Source organism: Streptococcus sp. SM3 (genome assembly GCF_027497875.1).
This window is the reverse complement of record NZ_JAJNSA010000147.1, coordinates 1-4,073: the sequence shown is the minus strand read 5'-3', so window position 1 is coordinate 4,073 and position 4,073 is coordinate 1. Positions and strand designations below refer to the sequence as shown.

Sequence of the window (4,073 nt, the reverse complement as noted above, 5' to 3'; positions counted from 1 at the left end):
CGCTTGAGGACGGTTGTTTGTGCAACGATCGTATTTTCCAAGACGTTTAAATTTTCGAAGAGATTAAAGCTTTGGAAAACCATTCCTAATTTCTCGCGGTAGTGGGTAAGATCATACTCAGGATCAAGAACATTTTGTCCACGATAGAGAATCTCTCCAGCTGTAGGAGTTTCTAGAAGATTGATGGAGCGAAGGAAGGTTGATTTTCCGCTACCAGAGCTCCCGATGATGGAGATCACCTCTCCTTTTTCAACCGTAAGGGAAATATCTTTCAAAACCTCATTTTGACCATAAGATTTTTTTAAATGTTGGATTTCAAGAATTTTTTCTGCCATTATTTCACCTCATTGACTTGCATTTGATTGGCACCTGTAGTATAAGTATCAGAATCTAAGCGACGTTCGATGTAGCGAAGAATTCGTGTGATGGTAAAGGTAAGAACGAAGTAAATCACAGCGATGATCGTAAAGGTTGGGAAGTATTGGTAGTTTTGAGTTGCGACCGTATTTCCTGTAAAGTACAGTTCAACTACAGAGATAACATTCAAAACAGATGTATCCTTGATGTTAATAACAAATTCATTCCCTGTTGCTGGCAAGATATTGCGAACAACCTGTGGAAGGACGACCTTGCGCATGGTTTGTCCATGGGTCATTCCTAGAGCAGTCGCTGCTTCAAACTGACCTGGATCCACTGCTAAGATCCCACCACGAACAATCTCACTCATGTAAGCTCCGGTATTGATTGATACGATAAAGATGGCGGCCCAGGTACGATCCAAGGAAATGTTGAAGGCTTGGGCGGAACCATAGAAAATGACCATGGATTGAACGATCATCGGAGTTCCACGGAAGATTTCAATGTAGACATTGAGGAACCAACCAAAGGCAGTTTGGCATCCAGCAAGGAATTTATTTTTAGCCTTCGGAGCTGTCCGGAAGACACCGATTAACAAACCGATAATCAACCCAGCGATAGTTCCAGTCATAGAGATTAAGAGGGTCATTCCAGTTCCCCGTAAGAACTGTGGGCCATTATCCTTTAAAATCTTCATCATTTGACTAAAGAATGTCTGCTTATCATCACTAGCATCACTGGAAGCTGGTTGCTTCTTAATCATATCATCCATGAGTTTGACTTGGTCTTCAGACGAAATCTTAGCTAGTGCGGCATTGACTTGGTCAATTCTAGTGTCACCCTTCTTCATCCCGATAGCGATAGTCGCATCTTCTTCCCCAACTTCAAATCCTTTTTTGAATTGAATCATCTTAAATTTAGAATTAGCGGACTCGGCGGTTAGGGCTTCGGGACGTTCAGAAACATAGGCATCAATAACACCCGATTCTAAAGCTTGACGCATCTGGGCAAAATCACCCATTGCAGTTTCTTGTTTCGCACCCTTGAGTTGGGAAATGAGAGAATAGAGGTAGACCCCTTGTTGAGAGGTGACCTTTGCATCCTTAAAGTCATCTAAGGTAGTAGCATTTGCATAGTTTCCATCTTTACGAACGAGCATGACCGGTTCACTGGTATAGTAGCTCTTGGAGAAGGCGACCTCTTTTTTACGTTCAGCGGTTGGACTCATCCCAGCGATAATCATATCGATTTTACCAGAAGTGAGGGCTGGAATTAAACCGTTCCAAGATGTTTTTACGATCAGAGGTTTTTTACCTAACTCCTCAGCAACTTTTTTGGCGATTTGGACATCGTACCCATTGGCATATTGATTGGTACCGTCAATTTTAACAGCTCCATTTGCATCATCTTCTTGGGTCCAGTTGAAAGGAGCGTAGGCCGCTTCCATTCCGATTCGTAAATAGTCATCTGCATGAGCAACCTGTGTGATCCCCAGGCAAATGAAAAGCCCCGTTAAGAGCGCGAATAATGTTTTTTTCATTTTTTCTCCTCTTCCTTATTATAACTTCTCCTATTGTACAGTAAAATAGGCTGCATTTCAAACATGGTCCTCTTTTTATTTAAAAAATGCTATAATAATACAAAGGAGCGTGATCAAATGAAAAAGTATTTGTATGTTTTTTTCGCCTTTCTGGCCTGCCTTTTTGTCAGTCAGAATGTCCATGCATCTAGTCCATCTTATGATGTACTTTACTATGGTGGAACCTTGACCTTGGACACCTGGGACGACGCCACCTATGAGGAAGAACTGGTTTATTATTTCAAAGATTCTTATAGAGGGCAGTATGTTAGCCTAGGAACGGCGGGCAACATGCCACAAGGTTTTGCAATTGAGATACCGCCAAAGGTTGAGGTGGAAGGTCGTGATCTTCAAAGAGAACCCGAGATTACGAATCTAGGTGATGGCTACCGAGTGAAAATTTATAACAGTGGTGTAGCGACAGATACAGTCAAAATTAAAGTCACATGGAAATTAAAAAATCTCCTCTATTCACATAAGGATATCTTGGAGTTGAACTGGAAACCGATCACAGATGGCGATCAGAAGGTGGATGAAGTTCAGTTTCGTGTCATCCCTAAGTTTGCACCAGCTAATGCCCAATCGGAACTGTATATCCATACAGCATTTATGGGACCGGATGTGACTGTAAAGAAAGAAGATGGAATCTATTCTGCCACCTTCTATAACCTAGGCAAAGGAAAGGCTGTGGAGTTGTATGGTTACTGGTTGAAGTCAGACCTAACTACTTTGTATGATTCTGGTCGAAATACAGGATTGACCAAATTGGATGAATTTCACAAGAACCAAGCTAAAATTGAACAGGAAAAATACTGGACACGCATGTTTTGGAACTGGATCTTGCCAGCCTTCATTATTGCACTCTGGCTTCTTTCTCTCTTGGGTCGCAATCGGTTCAAAAAAATGATTTGGCCTGGTGTGACCTATCCGACCGATACTCGTCTTTATGAAATTCCACAGGACATTGCACCTCTTGTCATGAGCTCGGTTGTTTATTCAGCTGAATTAGACGAGGCCTCCCCTACCAATAAAGAGAAGGCGACTCCGCCGGTGTTTACATTTGAAAAAATGCTTCAAGCTACATTGCTAGATTTGATGGATCGTGGAGTAATTGTCTACGAGCAACAAGGAAATGAAGTCGTTTTGACGAGAAAGTCTCATGGGCATGTAGATGATTTTGAACGCTCCTTTATGAATATGGCTTTTGGGGATCAGGTTTCCTGTCCTGTTAACCGTCTCTTTGAGAATTATAAATTTAGTGATGATGTATACAAACATGCCAAAAAAGCAGATCAAGATGCCATTCGTTCACTAGGAAGTTGGGCTCAGGGCCGTTTTGATACGGCTGTCAACCAAGTGGCCCGAGATGTTCATCGCAAAGTGGAAGATCTCCATTTGCCAAGCTACTATCGCCCTTTAGAGGCAAAAGAAGAAGCGCAAGCTAGACGAAGTCTCTTCTTTGGTTGGGCTGCTTGGTTTATCGCCCTTGGAGCAGAAATCTTTGCCATTTTTGGGATGGGTTGGTTCTCTGTTCCTTGTTTGATAGGGATCCTCATACTTTGGTTTATGCCAGTGCGCTTCAATGGTGTCTTTAAAGCCTGCCTACGAGATGGAGTTGTCAATCTTGCGGGTGCTGAGCAACGCTATTACTGGGATAGTTTTGGTCGGATGTTGAAAGAGATTGCCCACCTCAATGATGCAGAGTTGCAGTCTCTGGTCCTATGGAATCGCTTATTGGTCTATGCGGCCTTGTATGGTGTAGCTGATCAGGTCACAAAGGTCATGAAGCTTCGGAATATTCATTTAGAAAATCAAGCCTTAAACGCCTTCGTTTATACTCCGTTCTATCATGATGTGACCCACTCAAGTCATGCCATGTCTACTTATGGATCGACAGCATCGACGGCTAGTCATTTCACAGTTTCCTCTGGTAGTGGAGGAGGTTTCTCTGGCGGAGGAGGCGGAGGAGGCTTTGGTGCCTTCTAAGTAGCACTAAGAATGGTCTTGGTCGCTCTTTCCCTTCTAGTTTAGAAGGCCTGGTCCAGTCCATAGATTTATGATATAATAGAGCAAATGTAAGTTTAGGAGAAAAAGATGTTTCTGATCGAATTAATCAAGGCGGTTCTTTTTGGGATTG

At 42.6% G+C, this 4,073-nt stretch carries 3 protein-coding genes; 1 reads left to right on the top strand and 2 read right to left on the bottom strand.

Annotation, left to right across the window (positions count from 1 at the left end; all coding sequences use genetic code 11):
* On the bottom strand, positions 1-335 hold a 335-nt coding region (locus tag PAN06_RS13195; protein ID WP_269796552.1), incomplete at its 3' end, for an ATP-binding cassette domain-containing protein.
* Positions 335-1,897, bottom strand: a complete 1,563-nt coding sequence (locus PAN06_RS13190; RefSeq protein ID WP_195424583.1) for an ABC transporter substrate-binding protein/permease — start codon at positions 1,895-1,897, stop codon at positions 335-337. The genes PAN06_RS13190 and PAN06_RS13195, both read right to left, overlap by 1 nt.
* Positions 1,898-2,014: 117 nt before the next feature.
* On the opposite strand from PAN06_RS13190, the gene PAN06_RS13185 reads away from it, so the two are divergent.
* Positions 2,015-3,922, top strand: a complete 1,908-nt coding sequence (locus tag PAN06_RS13185) for a DUF2207 domain-containing protein (protein WP_023919311.1) — start codon at positions 2,015-2,017, stop codon at positions 3,920-3,922.
* Positions 3,923-4,073: the final 151 nt, after the last annotated feature.

Coding starts and splice junctions, on each gene's coding strand:
- PAN06_RS13190 (WP_195424583.1), bottom strand. CDS start 1,897: ATGAAAAAAACATTATTCGCGCTCTTAACGGGGCTTTTCATTTGCCTG.
- PAN06_RS13185 (WP_023919311.1), top strand. CDS start 2,015: ATGAAAAAGTATTTGTATGTTTTTTTCGCCTTTCTGGCCTGCCTTTTT.